The organism is Phyllobacterium sp. P5_D12, assembly GCF_054049495.1.
On the sequence record NZ_JBFUMG010000050.1, the window covers coordinates 1 to 16,280 of the forward strand.

At 58.5% G+C, this 16,280-nt stretch carries 15 protein-coding genes; 11 read left to right on the forward strand and 4 right to left on the reverse strand.

The window, feature by feature from the left end:
• Positions 1-227: 227 nt before the first annotated feature.
• The 5 genes from ACXJ5O_RS06005 to ACXJ5O_RS06025 all read left to right on the forward strand — a co-directional run bounded on the left by ACXJ5O_RS06005 (position 228) and on the right by ACXJ5O_RS06025 (position 5,453).
• Positions 228-905 (forward strand): FadR/GntR family transcriptional regulator, encoded by a 678-nt coding sequence (locus ACXJ5O_RS06005; protein WP_457299091.1) that lies wholly within the window; start codon positions 228-230, stop codon positions 903-905.
• Entirely contained in the window at positions 902-2,188 is a 1,287-nt protein-coding gene (locus ACXJ5O_RS06010; RefSeq protein WP_457299092.1) for a CynX/NimT family MFS transporter, read from the forward strand. The genes ACXJ5O_RS06005 and ACXJ5O_RS06010 overlap by 4 nt, the downstream gene beginning before the upstream one ends.
• Positions 2,189-2,263: 75 nt before the next feature.
• Complete coding sequence (locus tag ACXJ5O_RS06015) at positions 2,264-4,207, forward strand: elongation factor G (RefSeq protein ID WP_457299093.1); 1,944 nt, start codon at positions 2,264-2,266, stop codon at positions 4,205-4,207.
• Positions 4,208-4,323: 116 nt separating this feature from the next.
• The gene (locus ACXJ5O_RS06020; protein ID WP_457299094.1) at positions 4,324-4,881 is read left to right on the forward strand and encodes an ankyrin repeat domain-containing protein; all 558 of its coding nucleotides are present in this window, start codon (positions 4,324-4,326) and stop codon (positions 4,879-4,881) included.
• A gap of 47 nt (positions 4,882-4,928) precedes the next feature.
• The gene (locus ACXJ5O_RS06025; RefSeq protein WP_224506838.1) at positions 4,929-5,453 is read left to right on the forward strand and encodes a YHS domain-containing (seleno)protein; all 525 of its coding nucleotides are present in this window, start codon (positions 4,929-4,931) and stop codon (positions 5,451-5,453) included.
• Positions 5,454-5,461: 8 nt separating this feature from the next.
• Here the strand turns inward: ACXJ5O_RS06025 and ACXJ5O_RS06030 are convergent, their stop codons facing one another.
• Both ACXJ5O_RS06030 and ACXJ5O_RS06035 read right to left on the reverse strand, forming a co-directional pair.
• Entirely contained in the window at positions 5,462-7,675 is a 2,214-nt protein-coding gene (locus ACXJ5O_RS06030) for an adenylate/guanylate cyclase domain-containing protein (RefSeq protein WP_457299095.1), read from the reverse strand.
• Positions 7,676-7,820: 145 nt separating this feature from the next.
• Entirely contained in the window at positions 7,821-8,441 is a 621-nt protein-coding gene (locus ACXJ5O_RS06035; protein ID WP_457299096.1) for a TetR family transcriptional regulator, read from the reverse strand.
• 237 nt (positions 8,442-8,678) lie between these two features.
• Between ACXJ5O_RS06035 and ACXJ5O_RS06040 the strand changes: the two genes are divergently transcribed.
• The 3 genes from ACXJ5O_RS06040 to ACXJ5O_RS06050 all read left to right on the forward strand — a co-directional run bounded on the left by ACXJ5O_RS06040 (position 8,679) and on the right by ACXJ5O_RS06050 (position 10,742).
• Positions 8,679-9,524 (forward strand): NmrA family NAD(P)-binding protein, encoded by an 846-nt coding sequence (locus ACXJ5O_RS06040; RefSeq protein WP_457299097.1) that lies wholly within the window; start codon positions 8,679-8,681, stop codon positions 9,522-9,524.
• The gene (locus ACXJ5O_RS06045) at positions 9,521-10,009 is read left to right on the forward strand and encodes an anthrone oxygenase family protein (RefSeq protein WP_457299098.1); all 489 of its coding nucleotides are present in this window, start codon (positions 9,521-9,523) and stop codon (positions 10,007-10,009) included. Before ACXJ5O_RS06040 ends, ACXJ5O_RS06045 begins: the two co-directional genes overlap by 4 nt.
• A gap of 85 nt (positions 10,010-10,094) precedes the next feature.
• The gene (locus ACXJ5O_RS06050) at positions 10,095-10,742 is read left to right on the forward strand and encodes an FMN-binding negative transcriptional regulator (protein WP_457299099.1); all 648 of its coding nucleotides are present in this window, start codon (positions 10,095-10,097) and stop codon (positions 10,740-10,742) included.
• On the opposite strand, the gene ACXJ5O_RS06055 is transcribed toward ACXJ5O_RS06050, so the two are convergent.
• Positions 10,736-12,031 carry an epoxide hydrolase family protein gene (locus ACXJ5O_RS06055; protein ID WP_457299100.1) on the reverse strand — a complete coding sequence of 432 codons (1,296 nt, stop codon included), beginning with the start codon at positions 12,029-12,031 and terminating at the stop codon, positions 10,736-10,738. The genes ACXJ5O_RS06050 and ACXJ5O_RS06055 overlap by 7 nt on opposite strands.
• Positions 12,032-12,057: 26 nt before the next feature.
• Positions 12,058-13,245: a M14 family metallopeptidase gene (locus ACXJ5O_RS06060; protein WP_457299101.1), complete on the reverse strand. Its 1,188-nt coding sequence runs from the start codon at positions 13,243-13,245 to the stop codon at positions 12,058-12,060.
• A gap of 414 nt (positions 13,246-13,659) precedes the next feature.
• On the opposite strand from ACXJ5O_RS06060, the gene ACXJ5O_RS06065 reads away from it, so the two are divergent.
• The 3 genes from ACXJ5O_RS06065 to ACXJ5O_RS06075 are packed head-to-tail and all read left to right on the forward strand — an operon-like array spanning position 13,660 to position 15,957.
• Positions 13,660-14,631: a DNA cytosine methyltransferase gene (locus tag ACXJ5O_RS06065; protein WP_457299102.1), complete on the forward strand. Its 972-nt coding sequence runs from the start codon at positions 13,660-13,662 to the stop codon at positions 14,629-14,631.
• A gap of 42 nt (positions 14,632-14,673) precedes the next feature.
• Positions 14,674-15,546, forward strand: a complete 873-nt coding sequence (locus ACXJ5O_RS06070) for a NaeI family type II restriction endonuclease (RefSeq protein WP_457299103.1) — start codon at positions 14,674-14,676, stop codon at positions 15,544-15,546.
• Positions 15,547-15,957: a very short patch repair endonuclease gene (locus ACXJ5O_RS06075; RefSeq protein WP_457299104.1), complete on the forward strand. Its 411-nt coding sequence runs from the start codon at positions 15,547-15,549 to the stop codon at positions 15,955-15,957.
• Positions 15,958-16,280: the final 323 nt, after the last annotated feature.

Below are 16,280 nucleotides of genomic sequence, written 5' to 3' on the forward strand. Positions count from 1 at the left end.
ACGATCTCCCAATCGCCTGTGGCACCTGAAACAAAACGCTTGGGTTCCGGCGTACGCGTATCAACGAGAGTCATGCTGGTGTGTAATTCCTGGCTAAATATTGTCCTTATTGGCTAGTGCAATCTGCAGCATGAGGCAAGTGTTTCTCCAATTTGGATGCGATTGGGTTGACACAACAGCGACGACGGTATTCATTAAATCATCAGATGACTTTAGGAATTATCCCGATGAAACCCGCCGTGCGCACCAATCTTACAGACACTGCGATTCAAAATATTCGTGCTGAAATCACCGCCAGCCGCTGGCAGATCGGAGAGCGCATTCCGAATGAAGCGACGCTTGCCGACATGCTGGGCGTCAGTCGCGGCACCGTGCGGGAAGCTGTTCGCGTCCTCGTTTCTCAGGGCATCCTTGAAACGAGGCAGGGCTCAGGCACCTATGTCCGCTCGGTGATCGATGCGGAGGACAGTCTGCTCCGAATCCGGCGGACCGGGCTTCGCGATCAGGTCGAGACGCGTTGTGCGCTCGAAGTAGAGGCCGCGCGCCTTGCGGCAACGCGACATACACCGGAGATCGTCGCAGAACTTCGGCAAATGCTTAGCGATCGCGGCGAGTACAATCCCGCCGATCATGATCGCTATGTCGAACAGGACCTTGCATTTCACAAGGCGGTTGTTGCCGCTTCCGGAAACAGCGCACTCATCGAGGTCTACGAGTTCTTCTCGACTTCGACCCAGGAAATCATCAAGGCCACGGTGACCGGCGAACTCCCCGAACCCGACATGGCTGCTCATTCCGCGATCATCGATGCCATCGCCTCGGGCGATCCGGAGAAAGCAACTCTCACCACCCGGGCTTTCATGGCTCCCATTCTCCTTGAACTCGATCGGCTTCTCGCATCATGAACCAGCATATATCCCCCAGCTCCGGACCACAGGATATCGCCAGCGAGCAATTGATCGATGCCGAAGCCGACAGCGTTCCACAGCCCAGGCCTCCGGTTTTTGCAAGTCGTGCCGCACAGATCGTCACGGGGTTGAGCCTCGTCCTCATCGCCTTCAATCTTCGTCCGGTCTTCTCCAGTGCGTCTGCGCTTTTGCCGGAGATCATCGAACAGACGGGGCTGTCCTCTTTCGGCGCCGGCGTTCTGACAACCCTGCCCGTCGTCTGCCTTGGCGTCTTCGCCCCGCTCGCGCCAAGGCTGGCACAGCGCATCGGCGCGGAACGAACGTTGCTGGCCGTGCTGCTGCTTCTTGCATTGGGCACCGCGTTGCGCGGCTTCGGCTCGCTGCCATTGCTGTTCTTCGGGACTGCCCTTGCCGGTTCCTGTATCGCTGTCGGCAACGTTCTGCTTCCGGGCCTTGTGAAACGCGACTTCGCCTCGAGAACCGGCATGATGACCGGCCTTTATACTATGGCGCTCTGTGCAGGAGCAGCCAGCGCAGCTGGTTTCACCCTGCCCTTGCAGCGCGTGCTCGGCGGCTCTTGGTCCTTGGCGCTTGGTGCATGGGCGATACCGGCGATACTCGTCGCGGTGATCTGGTTCCCGCATGCCTTCTTCAGGAAAGTCCGCACGAAGCATGCCGGCTTCAGGGTTGAAGGTCTCTGGCGCGATCGCCTTGCCTGGCAGGTCACCTTATTCATGGGACTGCAATCGGCTTTGGCTTACTGCGTCTTCGGCTGGCTATCGCCGATCCTGCGCGAGCGCGGGCTCGACGGCGTTACAGCGGGCGTCGTGGTATCCGTGTCGGTCATGGCGCAGGTTTTTGCCTGCCTCCTCGTTCCGTCGCTAGCAGTGCGCTGCAGGAACCAGCGGCTCCTCAATGTGGCGCTCGTTGCGCTTGCGGTCACCGGCCTGCTCGGTTTTCTGTTCGCGCCCTTGTCAACGGTCTGGGTGTGGGCTGTCGTCCAAGGCCTTGGTCAAGGCGGACTGATCGCCATTGCCATGACTATTATCGTTTTGCGATCACCGAATGCACATGTGGCATCGCATCTTTCCGGCATGGCGCAATGCATTGGCTATATGCTTGCCGCGACGGGTCCGCTTCTGGTCGGGCTCATTCATGGCCTCACCGGGAGTTTCGCCGCCACAGCTGCGCTATTCGTCCTTCTCGGGCTTGGAGCGACCCTGTTCGGTTGGGGCGCCGGGCGATCGACCCACGTTGGCGCGAAAACAATCGAGCTTTGACAATGCCGCCCTAGCGCTTTGCGCCAGTCTGGGGCATCCTGATGGTAGAGATTGTTCGTGGCAGGGAGGAACGCCATGCGCTGCTTTACGGTACTCGGTCCCTCGCAGGCCGGGAAATCCACGCTCGTGGAAAAACTGGCCGCACTGGAAGGTGCATCGAAAAAATCCATTTCTCCATACGGATTGGGCCTGACGGAATTCGAGTTCGGAAACGAAGCATGGTGTGCGCTGGATGCGCCTGGCTCGGGTGAGGCCTTGGCCCACGCCCAGCATGCGCTTTTAGCCAGTGATGCCTGCATCCTGTGTGTGTCGCCGAACCCCGAGGAAGCTGTTCTTGCAGCTCCTTATCTGCGGGTGATAGAAGCTTCGGGAACACCGTGTATCGTATTCGTGAACCGGATGGACGAACCGAGGGGACGGCTGAGAGACGTCATCGCCTCGCTCCAGGACTTCGCAAGCCACACACTATTGCTGCGGCAGATCCCGATTCGCGAAGGCGATAAGATCGTCGGCACCTGCGACCTTATTTCGGAGCGTGCCTGGCGCTACCGCGAGGGCCAGACGTCGGCTCTTGTCGAAATTCCCACCGATGTTGTAGAGCGCGAGCATGAAGCGCGTGCCGAACTTCTCGAATCTCTCTCTGAATTCGACGACTGGCTGCTGGAGGAACTCATCGAAGACCGCGAACCCGCCAGCGATGCTATTTATGCCATCTCTTCACGCGTCCTGCGGGAAAACCGGATCATCCCCGTTCTTGTCGGCGCCGCAAGCCATAGCAACGGCATCATGCGCCTGATGAAGGCCCTGCGTCATGAAGCGCCGCAACACGAAGCTCTTCGCGCGCGCCTTGCAGCGGCCGTCAACATCAAAGAGGCGGCGTTGGTCGGCGTGAGCTTCCACGCCTATCACCGCCAGAACGTCGGCAAGTCGGTGCTTGTGCGTGCTCTCGGCGATGGCCTCAAGCAGGGATCTCTACTTGCMGGCTCCCGTTTGGGACCAGTGCAGGATACCGGGACCGGCAAACCTGTTACAACGGCGATACTCCGAGGCGACGTTTTCGCCACGGTAAAATCCGATCATTTGCCTGTTCCGTCGCTGCTGACAGCCGACACTGCTGTCGCATCACCGGCATGGACAGAGCCGCCTACCCCCATGCTGGAACGCATATTGGTTCCCGACAGCGAACGGGACGAGACCAAGCTCTCCGAAACGCTGGCAAAGCTCGCAGAGACCGATCACGGCCTCAAGGTCACGCAGGAGGAAGGGACCGGCGCTCAATTGATCTGCGTCCAGGGACCGGTGCATTTGCGCGATCTCTGCAAGACCCTGGCGGAAGTCTTTCATGTCAACGTGACCGACCGGCCACCAAGCCCTGTTTACCGCGAGACGATCTCGAAAACATCCGATGTTCACTACCGGCACCGCAAGCAGACCGGCGGTGCCGGACAGTTCGCCGATGTGAAACTGAGCATCCACCCGAATGAACGCGGCGAAGGCTTCAGCTTCGGCGAAACGGTTAAAGGCGGTGCTGTTCCGCGCAATTTCATTCCCGCAGTCGAGGCCGGAGCTCGCGAAGCGATGGAGAAAGGCCCGCTGGGTCTTCGCGTCATCGATGTCGGCGTAACGCTGACCGACGGCCAGCACCATTCCGTCGATAGTTCCGAATTTGCATTCCGGGCCGCAGGCAAAATGGGGGTGCGCGACGCGCTGGCCCAGGCATCCGCGGTGCTGATGCAGCCAATCTTCCGTGTGGAGATCCACATCCCCTCCATCTACTCCGGCAGTCTTGTGCCGATCGTCTCCTCCTTCAAGGGCCAGGTCCTTGGCTTCGATCGGGACGACACCGCCAAGGGATGGGATGTCTTCCGCGCGCTCATTCCCGGCAGCGCGCTCGACGAACTGGCGCGCTCGCTGCGCTCCGCTACACAGGGCATTGGCACATTTTCGAAGAACTTCGATCATTTCGAAGAACTTTATGGGAAAGAAGCCGATGCCATCATCAGTGCCCACGCAAGCTAATCCCTACGGGTTAATTCCGGTCTAAGGCCCAATGTGATACCTTCCGCCGTTCCGCTCATGGATGCTGAGACGGGGGACGTTCGGTGAACTTTTTTTGCGTTGCATTTATCGGAGGAATGTTGGGGGTCTCGCCCGCGCTGGCGGGGCCGCTGCATGACGCCGCCAAAAATGGCGATGTCGCAACCGTTAAACAATTGCTGGATCAGGGTGCCGACATTGCGCAACCGGATGACGCCGGCGAGCCGGTTCTCCTTATCGCGTCACTGGCCGGAAAGCCGGACGTGGTGGCTATCTTACTCGAACGCGGTTCGAACATCGAAATTCGCAACAAAGGCGGGCTGACGGCGTTGCACGCTGCTGCCTATGGCGGAAATCTCGATACGGTAAAGTTGCTGGTTGAGAAGGGTGCGGCGGTCAATGACGAAAAGAACTTCTATCACATGACACCTCTGCATGCGGCGGCCGAAGAGGGTCATGCCGATGTGGTAGCGTACCTATTGGCCAACAAGGCTGAAGTCGATCCAAAAGAACGCAACGGTTATACGCCACTCACCCAGGCTGGATGGCGGGAACATTGGGATGCGGCTACCCTGCTAATGAAGGCGGGCGCTGAATGCCAGAAGGCCGATCTGGTTGGCCAATGGCTTTTTACCGAGTGCACCAAGCGCAAATGACTGCTGGTCGCCGGTAACACCGCACCGGAACTAAGGGAGAAACTGAAATGCTGGAACACCGCTTGAAACGCAAGTTTCAAATTGCTGCATCTATGGCTGCGGCCGTAATGCTGCTCTCGTTCACGCCGCCTGCCGGGGCCGAAGAACTCGTCAACACCGGCTATTTTGGCGATGTGGCAATCAAGGGCTATGACCCGGTCGCCTATTTCACGCAGAACCAGGCCGTTCAGGGATCCGATAAGTACTCATACCGCTGGCTTGGCGCGACTTGGCAGTTTGCCAGCGCAGAAAATCGCGATCTGTTCATCGCAGAACCTGCAAAATATGCCCCGCAATATGGCGGCTATTGCGCAGACGGTGTTTCGTTCGGGACAGTCACGACCAATGTCGACCCGAAAGCCTGGCGGATCATCGAAGGCAAACTGTACATAAGCTATGATCCGGGAGCAGCCGATGGATTTGAAAAGAACCCGACCAAGCTCACCGACTCGCGCAAGCACTGGTCCGATGTGGAGCACACGCTCGTTGCAGAGAAGTTGCAGACGGATTGGCAGAAGGCCCCCGCCAACTGACAGGTACCTCAAGGGGTTATGGAAAAATACATCAATGCGCGCGGCGTGACGTGAACATATTTCGCGTCGCGCTGCTCCGGCGCCGTGTTGCGGTAAACATAGCCGCATACCATCCGATCCAGGAAATAGCCCCCGAACCGCTCGCATAGGCGGTTGCCGCGAACTTCGATCAAGCCGGTTATATTCGTGTTGGCGCTGCGGTATGCGGTGTTTCCGGCCGTGTCGAAATACTGGATGAATTCGGTGCCGTTCTTGTGCTTGCCCGTCCAGGTCTTGTTATTGACCATCGCGCTCAATTCCGCCTCGCCGACCTGGTCGGCTGGATTGGCTTCAAAGCCGAACGGCCATTCAGGCACCCCGGCAGCGCGCAGCCCGTCCAGATGATGGCGCAGATCGTCTTCCCGCCAATAATCATAGAGATAACCGTAGTATGTCAGATTGGTATCCGGAAACAGTTCCAGCAATTTCCCCGTTTCCCGGGATGCAAGCGTCTGGTCGCCGCGATCCACATAGGCAGCGGCGAGATATTCACGTGCGGGCTCCGCTTTGGGAAGAGCATCGCGCGCGGTCTCCATCAGAGGAACCGCCCGTTCGCTGTCGCGCGCGGTGTAAAAAACAATGCCGGCAAGCAACTGCAGGCTAGGCGGCGGCGTGGGATCGAGCCGCAGCGCCTTTTCAATCTCGGTCACCGCCTGCGCGCGGCTGCCGGTTTGTGCCAGGATAAGCGCCAGATTACCGACGATCTCCGCGTCGTTCGGCTGTGCAGCCACCGCCCGGCTGGCGGAATCCCTCGCCTCCACCTCCCGCCCGTCGACCAGCTGCAGAAGCGCGAGCACCGTATGCGCACGAGCGTTATTTGGGTCCAATTTCAGCGCCTGACCCGCTGCGTCGTAGGCTATCTTTCGCGCCACCGCGGCAGACCAGAGATAATTGTAATCGTTGCGCCAGACATCCACAGCCACGCGGGCGATTCCGKCATGGGCATTGGCAAAATTCGGATCGAGATCGAGTGCCTTCTGATAGTATGACAATGTTCGCCGGTAAGTCTCGACGTCACTGTAATAGAAACCTTCCTGCTCGGCTCGGAGATAATAATCATAGGCCTCGAGATTCTCGGTCGGTATTCGCGCCAGCTGGTCACGCTCGCCTTCGCTTAGCTTGACCTCAAGCGCAGAAATGATCTTGCCGATGACATCGTCCTGAACCGCAAATAGGTCGGCATACTGGCGATCGTATCGCTCGGCCCACAAGGAAAGACCGGTAAGCGCATCGATCAGCTTGACGTTGATCCGCAGTCGGGAATCTGCACGTTGCAATGTCCCCTCGAGAACGTAGTGGACGCCGAGTTCAGCCGCCACATCCTGAATCTTTCCGGCCGTATCGTGGATGGCGAAAACCGAATGACGTGCAATCACGAACAGGCCAGAGACCTTTGAGAGCTCGGTGATGAGATCGTCTGTCAGTCCCGCCGCAAGGTGGTCATGATCCGTGTCGCCGCTCACATTGATGAAAGGCAGCACCGCCACCGAAGGCTTGTCCGGCAGCGGATAGGCGAACCGCTCGACAAGTGATGCAGGCTGAAACAATTGCGCAGGTTTCCACCACAGCAACCCTGCGCCGAGCAACGTCAAAACAAGGGCTGCGACGGCTGGCACGCGCCAGCGGCGCAAGCGTCTGCGTGCGCCGACTGTCTTGCCCGCTCCGGCAGGGTCGAGCACAACGCGATATATCCGGATCGGCTCGGCGATGCTTTTGACTCTTTGCTCGCCGAGCGAGACATAGCCAACCGGAAGTTTCGATTTCACCTGATCATAGGTCGTTCCGGAAATCGCAATGCCGCCCGGTTCCGCGAGCGCCTGTATCCGGTCGGCAATATTGACACCGTCGCCGTGAATATCCTCGCCCTCGACCATGATGTCCCCGAGATTGACACCAATGCGAAAAACCAGACGCTTTTCCTGTGGAGCGGCAGCATTGCGTTCAGCCTTTTCGCGCTGCACCTCGACGGCACAACGCAATGCGGCGACCACGCTCYGGAACTCGACCAGAAGGCCGTCACCCATGGTCTTGACCAGCCGCCCATTATACTCGGCGATGTTCGGCTCGAAGACTTCGCCGAGGTCATCCTGAAAACGGGCGCGCGTTCCCTCCTCGTCGATCTGGCTCAAATGGCTGTAACCGACGACATCAGCGATCAGAACGGCTGCAAGACGGCGCTCCATGCCCGGCCCCCGAGAGCAATTCCAGGAAAAGTGTGAAGCGTTTTCCGTCCGGAATTGCGTAAAAACAAGGAGCACGACGGCTCCAGCCATATCTTATAGCAGGTCAGGTAGCGATACCATTGCGGTGGCAAGGGTTCCTGCCATTTCACCCCTCCATCATCTCTCGCAGCACCATGCGCTTGAAATGCTCGACCAGCGCGTCGCCCTCTTGGCGCTCAACCGAGATCGCAAGGCGCATCGTCGCCTCGCCGAGTTGCATGATCAGAAAGCTCGACGCCTCCAGTTCGTCGCGGTCCGCCTTGGGGTCGACCCGCGCCCGCGCCGCCGCCAGCACCGCGCCATTGATGCGGCTGTCGGCAAGACTGATATCGCGCAGCGCCTTGTCCGCCTGCGTCCCCGACCAGATGTCGCGCATCACCGGCTCGGCGAGGAACATCGCGTAATAGACATCGATCAATTCGCCAAACGCCCGCCGCAAGCCTTCTTTGCCCTGCACATCCTGCAGCCCTTCCGCGATACATTGCTGGCCAAGCACATTGTAGCGCTCCGCCAGCGTGCGGATGATCGCGCCCTTGTCAGGAAAGTACTGGTAGAGCGAACCGATGGAAATCCCCGCCATCTCCGCCACGTCGCTCATGCGCATGGCATCGCTGCCGCTCTTCTCGATGAGCGTCGAGGCGCAACTCAGTATCCGTTCCACCCGCTCCCGGCTGCGTTTTTGCGTTGGCTCGCGCCGTACGCCCTCGATTGGCCCAATCTCATTCATGAGTATTCCTCACATTTTGCTTGACTCCTATAATATGAGGATTTATCACATTTGCAAATATGAGAATTGCTCATGTTTAAGGGCCTGTTTAGAAAGTCGCTGCGGCGAGACATAGGACGTGGTTTTCGAGAACCGGAGCGCAGCGTACGTAAAGTACGCGAGCACCGGAAGCGCAGAAAATCGCGTCAGATGACCGCCGCAGTAGAGTTTCAAGACGGGAACCAAGAGGAGATGAAAATGACCACCTTCCGCACCTCGAAATTCCCCGTTCTGATCATCGGCGGCACCGGCAAGACCGGCCGCCGCGTCGCCGAGCGCCTCACAGCGCAGGGTGTCCCCGTGCGTATTGGCTCGCGCAATGCCAGCCCCGCCTTCGATTGGGAGAACCCCGAAACCTGGGCACCCKCGCTCGAATGCGTCTCGGCCGCCTACATCACGTACTATCCCGACCTCGCCGCGCCGGGCGCTGCCGAAGCCGTAGGCGATCTCGCCCGCCTCGCCATCCGAAAGGGTGTCAAGCGTCTCGTCCTCCTCTCCGGCCGCGGCGAGCCCGAAGCCCAGCGCGCCGAGCAGATGCTGCAAGCCTCCGCCGCCGATTGGACCATTGTCCGCGCCAGCTGGTTCATGCAGAACTTCAGCGAAAGCATGCTGCTCGGCCCGATCCTCGCCGGTGAGATGGCGCTGCCGGTCAGCACGGTGCGCGAACCCTTCATCCATGCCGATGATATCGCCGATATCGTCACCGCCGCGCTCACCGATGACCGCCATATCGGCCAGCTCTATGAGGTCACCGGCCCGCGCGCCTTAACCTTCGCCGAAGCCGCTGCCGAGATTGCCAAGGCCACCGGGCGCCCTATAAATTACGCCACCATCAGCCCGGAGGAATTCATGCAAGGTCTCGAACAGGAACAGGTGCCCGCCGATATCGCCGCGCTCGTCAATGAGCTGTTCACCGTAGTGCTCGACGGGCGCAACGAATATTTGACCGACGGTGTCCGCGAGGCGCTCGGCCGCGCTCCCCTCGATTTCACCGCATATGCCAGCGAAGCCGCCGCAACCGGCATCTGGGAGGGCGCGCAATGATCGCCTTCATCCCGCTCCTCACCCTCATTGCCGCGCTTGGCAGCGGCCTGATGGCCGGCTTGTTCTTCGCCTTCTCCAGTTTCATCATGACGGCGCTGGCAAAACTGCCGCCCGAACAGGGCATCGCCGCCATGAATTCGATCAACGTGACGATCCTCAATGCCACATTCGGCCTCGCCTTCTTCGGCACGGCCCTGCTTTGCCTTGGCCTCGGCGTCGCCAGCGTCCTGCGCTGGGCCGAGCCCGGCTCGGCATGGCTGCTTGCCGGCAGCCTGCTCTATCTTGCCGGTGTGATCGTCGTCACCATGGTGTTCAACGTCCCGCTCAATGATGCTCTCGCCGCCGTTTCGCCAACGAGCCCGGAAGGCGCCGCCATGTGGACCCGCTATCTCGCCAAGTGGCTGCCGTGGAACCATGTCCGCACCTTCGCCAATATCGGCGCGCTCATCGCCTTCATCCTTGCTTATGGCAGGCAGGCCGCGTGAAACCCTGCACAAGGCGCCTCACCCCGCCTTGTACCAAGCCTGGTCCTGATGCACACTCCGGCGCAAGAATACCAAGGAGCACCCCATGTACCAGCCGCCGCATTTCCGCGAGGAGAGGCTCGAAATCCAGCACGCGCTCATCAAGGCGCATCCGCTCGGCCTGCTGATCAACAGCGGCGAAGATGGCCCGAACGCCAATGCCATTCCCTTCCTGCTCGATGCAGAGGCCTCGCCGAAGGGCACGCTCTTCGCCCACGTCGCCCGCGCCAATCCGCAATGGCGCCAGCTCGCGAGCGACGGCCGGGTGCTCATCGTCTTTCAAGGCCCGCAGACCTATGTGACGCCCTCCTGGTATGCGACCAAACAGGAAACCGGCAAGGTCGTGCCCACATGGAACTATGCCATCGTGCAGGTGCGCGGCACGGCGAAAATCATCGAGGATCGCGACTGGCTGCGGACCCATGTCTCAGCCCTCACCGCCCGCAACGAAGCGCCCCGCGCCGCGCCATGGGCGGTGGATGACGCTCCGGAAACCTATATCGACTCGCAGCTGAAAGGTATTGTCGGCATCGAGATCGAGATCGCCGAGATCGAAGGCAAGTGGAAGGTCAGCCAGAACCGCCCTGAGAACGACCGCACCGGCGTCGCGGATGGGCTCGAAGCCGATCAGCACACGACGGAGGCGCGCGCCATGGCCGAGTTGGTGCGGGCTGGCGGTACGAAGTCCTACTGACGCAGCGATTTGAACGCAGCTCGCAGCTCCGCGCTGAAAAGCTCCGGCTGTTCCCACGCGGCGAAGTGACCGCCCTTGTCGACCTCGTGGAAGTAGATCAGGTTGCGGTAGGCGCGCCGGGCCCATGTCTCCGGGGCGCGATAGTTTTCGAAAGGAAATACCGTGATCGCCACCGGCAGCGCTATTTCGGAGGTCATCTCGCCGACCGATAGGGCCGGACTGCGGCCACCGCCATATTCCCAGTAGAGTCGGCCCGAGGAGGTCGCGCTGTTCGTCAGCCAGTACAGCGTGACGTCGTCCAGAACTTCGTCGACAGATTTTTCCGGATCGTCGTTGCTGTATGTCCATCTGGAAAAGCCCGGATGCCCGAGCATCCATGCCGCGAGGCCGGCTGGCGAGTCCGTGATGGCATAGCCTACCGTCTGCGGCCGCGTGCCCATCATCGTCGCATAGGACCTGTTCCCCATTTTGCCGGCCGCGGCAAGCGCATCGAATGTCTCGCGTTCCTTCTCGGTCAATCCCTCAGGCGCAGGCCCGCCGACGGCAAGCACTGCCGCAATCTCGGGCGGTACGATCGCCGGCAAGTTGATGTGGATGCCGAGCAGACCTTCCGGAGCCTGGCGCGCCATTGCGCTCGATACCGGAGAGCCCCAGTCGCCGCCCTGGGCGACATAGCGCGTATAGCCGAGGCGCTTCATCAGTTCCGCCCAGACTTTCGCGGTACGGTCGGGACCCCAACCGGTGTCCGTCGGCTTGCCGGAAAAGCCATAGCCGGGCATCGACGGAATGATCACATCGAACGCGTCCTCCGGTTGCCCGCCATGGGCGGTCGGATTCGTCAGCGGATCGATGATCTTGAGCTGCTCGAACACCGATCCTGGCCAGCCATGGGTGATGATCACAGGCAGGGCGTTCGGATGCTTCGAGCGAACGTGGATGAAGTAGATATCGATCCCGTCGATCCTGGTGGTGAACTGCGGCAGGGCATTCACCCTCGCCTCCACCTTGCGCCAGTCGTAGTCGCTGCCCCAATACTCGACCAGCGGCTTGAGCTTGGCGAGTTGTATGCCCTGGGATTGATCGGTCACCGTCTCCGGGTCGGGCCAGCGCGTCTCCTGGATCCGGCGTTTGAGCTGGGTGAGTTCCTCCTCCGGCACATGGATAGTGAACGGCTTTATCGATGTATCTTCGGCTGCCTGCGCATTTGCCTCGAGCACTGGCGGCGCACCGCCAACGGCGATAACAAACCAAAGCGTGACTGCCGCAAGTGTCTTGATAAGTCTTGTCATTTCATTCCCCCCTTTTGATCGGTGGACTACTCGGGATAAGTCTCGCCACCCTCCGGCGGCGCCTTATGGTACAGGATAAATGTCAAGGGGTTGCCGGGCTCGCACGATACATCGCTGCGCAGCCCCGCCACCTCTCCAGCCACGCCGCTGGTGTACTCCGCAACCACCTCGCCGAAGCTGTTGCGCTGGATGGCTACCTTCTGTCCGGCTTCGACCTTGTCGTTGAGCTTGACCAGATGCTCGACGAACCCGCCCTCCGTTGCCAGAATCGGAAATGCGCTGTTGCCGACAAAAACACCCGCGTCCTTGCCGGTGCGTCCCATCGGTGCAGCAAGGATGCCATGATGCTTGAGGACGTTCATCGTGCCTTCCACAAACTGGGCGATCATTTCGAGGTCGAGGACACGCGCAGCGCCGACCTCCGGGCAAAAGGACGGGATGCCCGCATCGATAAACGCGTTATGCAGGACGCCAGGATAGGTGTGATTGTCGAAAATCTGCCTGACGGGATAAAGATCCACGATTGCCTTGATCTCTGGCACATCCATGCTGGCAATATTGAATGCGGAGACCTCGAAACCGGTTGTCCCGGTGTGGAAGTCGATCGCGACGTCGGCGTTGGGCCGGAAAAGCCGGTTGAACAGCAGCCCGGCGTGCCGGCTGGTCGCGGTGGCACCGTTCTCGTTTCCGGGCCACACCCGGTTCATGTCGACGAGATCGGGGCCCCTGCCCGAATTGGGCCATCTGCGCTGCATGGCCTCGATGGCCGGGCCAGACACGTCCGTGACCGCCATTACCGTGCCGGACATCTGCGCCGGATCGAGCTGGTTCAATACGGTCTGGACCGTATGCACTGAACTCATCTCGTCGCCATGCACGCCGCTGACCAGAACGACGCGCTTGCCCGGCTTTGCCCCCTTGGCGACAATTACAGACGCATACCGCTGCTGGCCCGTGGGCATCTGCACACCCTGAAAATACAGGAAATGCTTCTTGCCGGGCTCGAGGTCGTTGACGTCGAGCGTACTGACGACCTTCTTCCCCTGCACGACATCACCGGTATAGACGGTTGCCTGCGGCGCAGCCGGTGCCGCTGTGTCCTGGGCGTTCGCGGCGCCAGCGCTGGCGGCAAGGGCAGCCGACACGCCGACTGTGGTAATAGATGCGATCATGAAGTCGCGGCGATCGAGGCCTTCTTTAGGCTTGTCCGACATGATGGGAGGTCCTTTGTGATTTGAAAAGCAGTGGCACGGCAATGCATCACGGGCGGGGACGCCCGCAGAAATGCTTGAAACAAATGAACTCGCGTCCGGCCGAAACAGCAAGTACGTAACGGTTAAGTTGCGGTCGCCACGATGAGATCGCCTGGCAAGGAAAGTCAGAACGGCCCGGCCCGCACCGGCGTGGCGGGAGCGGAAGCATGGGACATGGCGCAGTTGGTGCGGGATGTTTGACGTAGCGCGCGCGATCCGGAGTATCTGTGGATAGTCAGAGTGCTACCCAAGTGTTTACACTCTCATTACGCGAAACACACTATCATACGATTCAACTTTAGCGTTTTTGACGGCAGTTCCCGCCTATGCTATCTCAATCATGTTCTTGTTTTGTCCTACTATCGAGGTGACGTCTTGGAAACTCAATTGACCTCTCTAGAACTATGCGCGGGTGCAGGTGGGCAAGCGAGTGGTTTGGAGATGGCAGGGTTCGGACACGAAGGCGTTGTTGAAATTGACCGGGATTGCTGCCTAACGCTTCAATTAAACCGGCCCGAATGGACGGTCCATGAGGATGATTTAAATCAGTTTTCCGCAACCTCGTATAAAGGTATTGATTTGCTAGCAGGCGGTTTGCCTTGTCCGCCATTTTCGATCGCCGGCAAGCAGCTTGGCGAAAAAGACGAACGCAATTTGTTTCCGTCTGCAATACGCGTCGTTGATGAAACAAGACCAAAAGCAATCATGATTGAGAACGTTAGGGGATTCTTGGGTGCGGTTTTTGAGGATTACCGCGGATTTATTCGTAGCGAGCTAAAAAAACTTGGTTATGAAGCGCATTGGCGGCTCTTAAACGCATCTGACTATGGCGTTCCTCAACTACGCCCGCGGGTTGTTATTGTCGCGCTAAGAGATGACATCAAAGATGGTTTTGATTGGCCGTCACCAACTCCTAACGACCCACCGACTGTTGGCGAGACCCTTATCGACCTCATGTCAATCAATGGATGGCGCGGCGCCCGCGCTTGGGCCAAGCGGGCCAATGAGATTGCGCCGACTCTGGTTGGCGGTTCAAAAAAGCATGGCGGGCCGGATTTAGGGCCCACAAGAGCGCGGCGTGCGTGGGAAACTCTTGGAGTTAACGGAAAATCTCTCGCCGACTCCGCCCCGGAATCTGATTTCGTTGGTATGCCGCGTTTAACTGTACGAATGGCTGCCCGTATCCAGGGATTTGACGATGGTTGGCAATTTCATGGAAAAAAAACGGCTGCTTACCGGCAAGTTGGCAATGCTTTTCCCCCGCCCGTGGCGCGAGCTGTGGCTATGAATTTGCGCGAGGCCATGCAGCGGCGCACCATTTTTCACATTCCGGCACTGGCAAGCTAAATTTTAACCACTCAACAACCATGTCCGCTAAAGATAGCGCGCATGGTTTTGATTCCACTTTCCGTTGAACATCCTGACTATCCGGTCCTTGCGCCCATCGCTTTAGCGCTGGTGCGACATGGAGGTAACCAAGCTGCGTTTTCAGTCGAAGTCCCGGCTCTCTTTAGGCAAGCGATTGACGAGGTAATCGATGCGCCTCGGACAAACCGCTTCACTCTTGATGAGACAGAAAAAACCGAAAAGACTTATCTCGGTACCAAAATCGAAATTCTCCTGCGAAACCATCTAAAGTTGGGTAAAGGCAAAATTCTTGATCTCTCAGTTGATGGCTACGAAGTCGACATCAAGAACACTATGGGCATCAATTGGACGATTCCACTCGAGAGTTATGGCCACCCAGCTCTTTTGATACGCGTCAGTGAAAAAAAAGCTCTCTGTGACGTTGGGCTCATTGTTGTAAAAGATCAGTATCTAAATCGAGGAGCGAACCGCGATTCGAAACGAACGATCACAGCTGCTGCAATGACAAATATTTGGTGGTTGTTACGCAGCCACCCCTACCCGCCAAATTTTTGGGAAATCCTTCCCGTGGCCGATCGCCAGGCGATACTTTCAGCAGGCGGTGGAACGGCACGTATTGCATCGCTATTTGAAAAGATACAACAGAGTCCAATTTCGCGTATCCAAGTTCAGGCTCTAGCCCAACAGCACGACTACATGAAACGTATTCGCCGGAACGGTGGTGCACGTGATGTTCTCGCTCCAAAGGGTATCGCTTTACTATGGGGACAACGTGATCGGAGCTTGATTCAGCAACTCGGACTCGGACCCGTTACCAGGGATCAATTTATATCCTTCAAGCCTTTAGCCGTAGATCAAATTGACCTTTTACGGAAAGCGCGTCACATAGATTAAGTGGACAAACTAACTCCAGAACGTCGCAGCGCCAATATGGCGCGTATTAGAAGTCATAGTACGAAGCCGGAAATGGCCGTGCGGCAGCTCGCTCACCGCCTTGGGTACCGATACCAACTGCACCGGAAAGATCTTCCTGGAAAGCCTGATCTGGTATTCCCTGGGAGACGTGCAATAATCTTCGTACACGGTTGTTTTTGGCATCAGCACCCTGAAACAGCTTGCACAGATTCTGCCTTACCAAAATCAAGGCCAGAATATTGGCTCCCGAAACTTCAACGAAATCAACAGCGTGATTCCCAAAATATGGACGCTCTAGTTCAAGACGGCTGGAGGGTCTTGATCATTTGGGAGTGTGAGACACACGACGAGGAAGAACTCGCTCAAACATTGCACTCGTTCTTGGCGTGATATCGGACGCGTCCGTCCCACTTAACATATAGATCCCCCAGTAGCCTTTCCGTCAAAACCACGTAGATTGCTCCCCGGGGAATACCATCGGTTGTATCGGTCGGTTGGTTGCGTTTGCGCTTTTCAACGCGCGAGTGACCAGCCACCGAACAAACCGTCTGGCGGGAGACACGCATGGTGTTGGGGATTTTTATTGGTGCCATTTTCGTCGGCGGAACGGTCGCGCTGACGCTTGCCTGCTATCTCCTCATGCGGTGGATGAGCGGCAATCAGCACGAGACCCATGAAAAGGACCTGGCAAGTTCGGTCGTCTTCCGTATCTC